The 5,468-nt window shown below is 55.3% G+C and carries 2 rRNA genes; both read left to right on the top strand.

What is annotated here, in order from left to right:
* The first annotated feature begins 176 nt into the window (after positions 1 to 176).
* Positions 177 to 1,705, top strand: a 16S ribosomal RNA gene (locus H9639_RS16700).
* 590 nt (positions 1,706 to 2,295) lie between these two features.
* A 23S ribosomal RNA gene (locus H9639_RS16705) occupies positions 2,296 to 5,431 on the top strand.
* The 16S and 23S rRNA genes sit together here, the layout of an rRNA operon.
* Positions 5,432 to 5,468: the final 37 nt, after the last annotated feature.

The raw sequence follows: 5,468 nt of genomic DNA on the forward strand, positions 1-5,468 counted from the left end.
CTGTTGTTTGAGAACTCAATAGTGTGCCAAGTTTATTGATACCAATTATTTTGATTGGTTGAATTGGCTGTCCCGCCCACCCCGTGGGCTGTGGATGGTTTTTTTAGCTGGTTTCGAATTTAGTGCAGAACTGTGCAGCCAATTTTCCTTGGCTCCGGTTTTGTGTCTGTAACACATTTACGGAGAGTTTGATCCTGGCTCAGGATGAACGCTGGCGGCGTGCTTAACACATGCAAGTCGAACGATGACTTCTGTGCTTGCACAGAATGATTAGTGGCGAACGGGTGAGTAACACGTGAGTAACCTGCCCTTAACTTCGGGATAAGCCTGGGAAACTGGGTCTAATACCGGATACGACCATCTGGCGCATGCCATGGTGGTGGAAAGCTTTATGCGGTTTTGGATGGACTCGCGGCCTATCAGCTTGTTGGTTGGGGTAATGGCCCACCAAGGCGACGACGGGTAGCCGGCCTGAGAGGGTGACCGGCCACACTGGGACTGAGACACGGCCCAGACTCCTACGGGAGGCAGCAGTGGGGAATATTGCACAATGGGCGAAAGCCTGATGCAGCGACGCCGCGTGAGGGATGACGGCCTTCGGGTTGTAAACCTCTTTCAGCAGGGAAGAAGCGAAAGTGACGGTACCTGCAGAAGAAGCGCCGGCTAACTACGTGCCAGCAGCCGCGGTAATACGTAGGGCGCAAGCGTTATCCGGAATTATTGGGCGTAAAGAGCTCGTAGGCGGTTTGTCGCGTCTGCTGTGAAAGCCCGGGGCTCAACCCCGGGTCTGCAGTGGGTACGGGCAGACTAGAGTGCAGTAGGGGAGACTGGAATTCCTGGTGTAGCGGTGAAATGCGCAGATATCAGGAGGAACACCGATGGCGAAGGCAGGTCTCTGGGCTGTAACTGACGCTGAGGAGCGAAAGCATGGGGAGCGAACAGGATTAGATACCCTGGTAGTCCATGCCGTAAACGTTGGGCACTAGGTGTGGGGGACATTCCACGTTTTCCGCGCCGTAGCTAACGCATTAAGTGCCCCGCCTGGGGAGTACGGCCGCAAGGCTAAAACTCAAAGGAATTGACGGGGGCCCGCACAAGCGGCGGAGCATGCGGATTAATTCGATGCAACGCGAAGAACCTTACCAAGGCTTGACATGAACCGGAAAGGCCTGGAAACAGGTCCCCCACTTGTGGCCGGTTTACAGGTGGTGCATGGTTGTCGTCAGCTCGTGTCGTGAGATGTTGGGTTAAGTCCCGCAACGAGCGCAACCCTCGTTCTATGTTGCCAGCGCGTTATGGCGGGGACTCATAGGAGACTGCCGGGGTCAACTCGGAGGAAGGTGGGGACGACGTCAAATCATCATGCCCCTTATGTCTTGGGCTTCACGCATGCTACAATGGCCGGTACAAAGGGTTGCGATACTGTGAGGTGGAGCTAATCCCAAAAAGCCGGTCTCAGTTCGGATTGAGGTCTGCAACTCGACCTCATGAAGTTGGAGTCGCTAGTAATCGCAGATCAGCAACGCTGCGGTGAATACGTTCCCGGGCCTTGTACACACCGCCCGTCAAGTCACGAAAGTTGGTAACACCCGAAGCCGGTGGCCTAACCCCTTGTGGGAGGGAGCCGTCGAAGGTGGGACCGGCGATTGGGACTAAGTCGTAACAAGGTAGCCGTACCGGAAGGTGCGGCTGGATCACCTCCTTTCTAAGGAGCACCTCAAAGTCCATGTCCTTCCACAGTGCTGGATGTGTGCTTTGCAGGAGATGCCCATATCGGGGACATATGTTCCCCGGTGGGTGCTCAAGGGTGGAATATCAATGAACAGGTTCCGGGTACTACGCCTGGCAGCCCAGTACGTTTCGTTCCTTCGGGGACGGGATGGGAACACGCTGCCGGATTTGTGGGGTCCGGGGTACCGTTTGGCACACTGTTGGGTCCTGAGGCAACAGGACCGAAGAATTTGAACTGATCCTTTGTTTCCTGTCCCGTTCCGCGGGGCAGGGTGCGGGTGGATGGTTGGAAGGACACGGGGTAAGTGTTGTTTCTGATTGTTCCTGCGCAGGTCTGAGACTGTTCACGGTAAATACGTGGGTGGTGGAGGGGTGCGACGGGGTTGTTGTTTGAGAACTACATAGTGGACGCGAGCATCTTAAAAATTATTAAGTGCAATTTCAGAAAAACCTGGTAGATCCGGTTGGCCTGGTCATCTTCCCTCTTTTTGGGGGGTGGGTGTGCCTGGGTGGCTGGTGAGACCGTGGTTTTCTCGATAGCGATAATTAATTATTGATCTTTGTGGTCAAGTTTTTAAGGGCACACGGTGGATGCCTTGGCATCAGGAGCCGAAGAAGGACGTAGGAATCTGCGATAAGCCTGGGGGAGTTGATAACCGAGCGTTGATCCCAGGATGTCCGAATGGGGAAACCCCGCCCGGCGCGCGAGTGACCGGGTGACCCGCATCTGAACACATAGGGTGCGTGGAGGGAACGCGGGGAAGTGAAACATCTCAGTACCCGCAGGAAGAGAAAACAATAGTGATTCCGTTAGTAGTGGCGAGCGAACGCGGAAGAGGCTAAACCAGTGGTGTGTGATAGCCGGCGGGCGTTGCATCACTGGGGTTGTGGGACTTTCCGTATCAGTTCTGCCGGACTGGTGAAGTGAGTGCAGGTGCATAGGTGAACTGGTTTGAAAGCCAGGCCGTAGAGGGTGTTAGCCCCGTAACCGGAATGTATGCTGCCGCTTGGAGAGGATCCCAAGTAGCACGGGGCCCGAGAAATCCCGTGCGAATCTGCCAGGACCACCTGGTAAGCCTAAATACTCCCTGATGACCGATAGCGGACAAGTACCGTGAGGGAAAGGTGAAAAGTACCCCGGGAGGGGAGTGAAATAGTACCTGAAACCGTGTGCCTACAAACCGTCGGAGCAGCCTTGTAGCTGTGACGGCGTGCCTTTTGAAGAATGAGCCTGCGAGTTAGTGTTACGTCGCGAGGTTAACCCGTGTGGGGAAGCCGTAGCGAAAGCGAGTCTGAATAGGGCGAGTGAGTGGCGTGATCTAGACCCGAAGCGGAGTGATCTACCCATGGCCAGGTTGAAGCGACGGTAAGACGTCGTGGAGGACCGAACCCACTTCAGTTGAAAATGGAGGGGATGAGCTGTGGGTAGGGGTGAAAGGCCAATCAAACTCCGTGATAGCTGGTTCTCCCCGAAATGCATTTAGGTGCAGCGTTGCGTGTTTCTTGCCGGAGGTAGAGCTACTGGATGGCCGATGGGCCCTACAAGGTTACTGACGTCAGCCAAACTCCGAATGCCGGTAAGTGAGAGCGCAGCAGTGAGACTGTGGGGGATAAGCTTCATAGTCGAGAGGGAAACAGCCCAGACCACCAACTAAGGCCCCTAAGCGTGTGCTAAGTGGGAAAGGATGTGGAGTTGCCCAGACAACCAGGAGGTTGGCTTAGAAGCAGCCACCCTTGAAAGAGTGCGTAATAGCTCACTGGTCAAGTGATTCCGCGCCGACAATGTAGCGGGGCTCAAGTACACCGCCGAAGTTGTGGATTTCAGATTTTTGGTAAGCCTTCGTGGTTCAGCCGTCTGGAGTGGTAGGGGAGCGTCGTGTGGGCAGTGAAGCTGCGGTGTAAACCAGTGGTGGAGCCTACACGAGTGAGAATGCAGGCATGAGTAGCGAAAGACGGGTGAGAAACCCGTCCGCCGAATGATCAAGGGTTCCAGGGTCAAGCTAATCTGCCCTGGGTAAGTCGGGACCTAAGGCGAGGCCGACAGGCGTAGTCGATGGACAACGGGTTGATATTCCCGTACCGGCGAAAAACCGCCCATACTAAACGGGGGATACTAACCGCCCAATACCTGACCGGCCGCCCTTGTGGCGACCCGGTTTTTGGTGGAGCGCGGGACCGTAGCCCGGGAGGTAAGCGTATTAACAGGTGTGACGCAGGAAGGTAGCCGGGCCAGGCGATGGTAGTCCTGGTCTAAGGATGTAGGGTCAGTGATAGGCAAATCCGTCACTGTGTCTTTGATGACGCACCTGAGATCTGATGGGACCCCCGAACGGGGGAATCCGGTGATCCTATGCTGCCTAGAAAAGCATCGGCGCGAGGTTTTAGCCGCCCGTACCCCAAACCGACACAGGTGATCAGGTAGAGAATACTAAGGCGATCGAGAGAATTATGGTTAAGGAACTCGGCAAAATGCCCCCGTAACTTCGGGAGAAGGGGGGCCTGCCCCGTGACCGCCACTTGCTGGCGTGAGCGGGTGTGGGCCGCAGAGACCAGGGGGAAGCGACTGTTTACTAAAAACACAGGTCCGTGCGAAGTCGCAAGACGATGTATACGGACTGACTCCTGCCCGGTGCTGGAAGGTTAAGAGGACCGGTTAGCCCTTACGGGCGAAGCTGGGAATTTAAGCCCCAGTAAACGGCGGTGGTAACTATAACCATCCTAAGGTAGCGAAATTCCTTGTCGGGTAAGTTCCGACCTGCACGAATGGAGTAACGACTTCCCCGCTGTCTCAACCATAAACTCGGCGAAATTGCAGTACGAGTAAAGATGCTCGTTACGCGCAGCAGGACGGAAAGACCCCGAGACCTTTACTATAGTTTGGTATTGGTGTTCGGTGTGGCTTGTGTAGGATAGGTGGGAGACTGTGAGACCCGGACGCCAGTTCGGGTGGAGTCATCGTTGAAATACCACTCTGGTCATACTGGATATCTAACTTCGGCCCGTAATCCGGGTCAGGGACAGTGCCTGATGGGTAGTTTAACTGGGGCGGTTGCCTCCTAAAGAGTAACGGAGGCGCCCAAAGGTTCCCTCAGCCTGGTTGGCAATCAGGTGTCGAGTGTAAGTGCACAAGGGAGCTTGACTGTGAGAGAGACATCTCAAGCAGGGACGAAAGTCGGGACTAGTGATCCGGCGGTACATTGTGGAATGGCCGTCGCTCAACGGATAAAAGGTACCTCGGGGATAACAGGCTGATCTTGCCCAAGAGTCCATATCGACGGCATGGTTTGGCACCTCGATGTCGGCTCGTCGCATCCTGGGGCTGGAGTAGGTCCCAAGGGTTGGGCTGTTCGCCCATTAAAGCGGTACGCGAGCTGGGTTTAGAACGTCGTGAGACAGTTCGGTCCCTATCCGCTGCGCGCGCAGGAAATTTGAGAAGGGCTGTCCTTAGTACGAGAGGACCGGGACGGACGAACCTCTGGTGTGTCAGTTGTACTGCCAAGTGCACCGCTGATTAGCTACGTTCGGATGGGATAACCGCTGAAAGCATCTAAGCGGGAAGCCTGCTTCGAGATGAGATTTCCATACACCTTGTGTGTGAGAGGCCCCCAGCCAGACCACTGGGTTGATAGGCCGGATGTGGAAGCGGGGACTAAAGACCCGTGAAGCTGACCGGTACTAATAGGCCGATAACTTACACCACAACACACTCTGGCGGAACACGACTTCAAACGGTTCCG

This window comes from Arthrobacter gallicola, assembly GCF_014836775.1.
In the GTDB taxonomy this organism is placed as follows: domain Bacteria; phylum Actinomycetota; class Actinomycetes; order Actinomycetales; family Micrococcaceae; genus Arthrobacter_B; species Arthrobacter_B gallicola.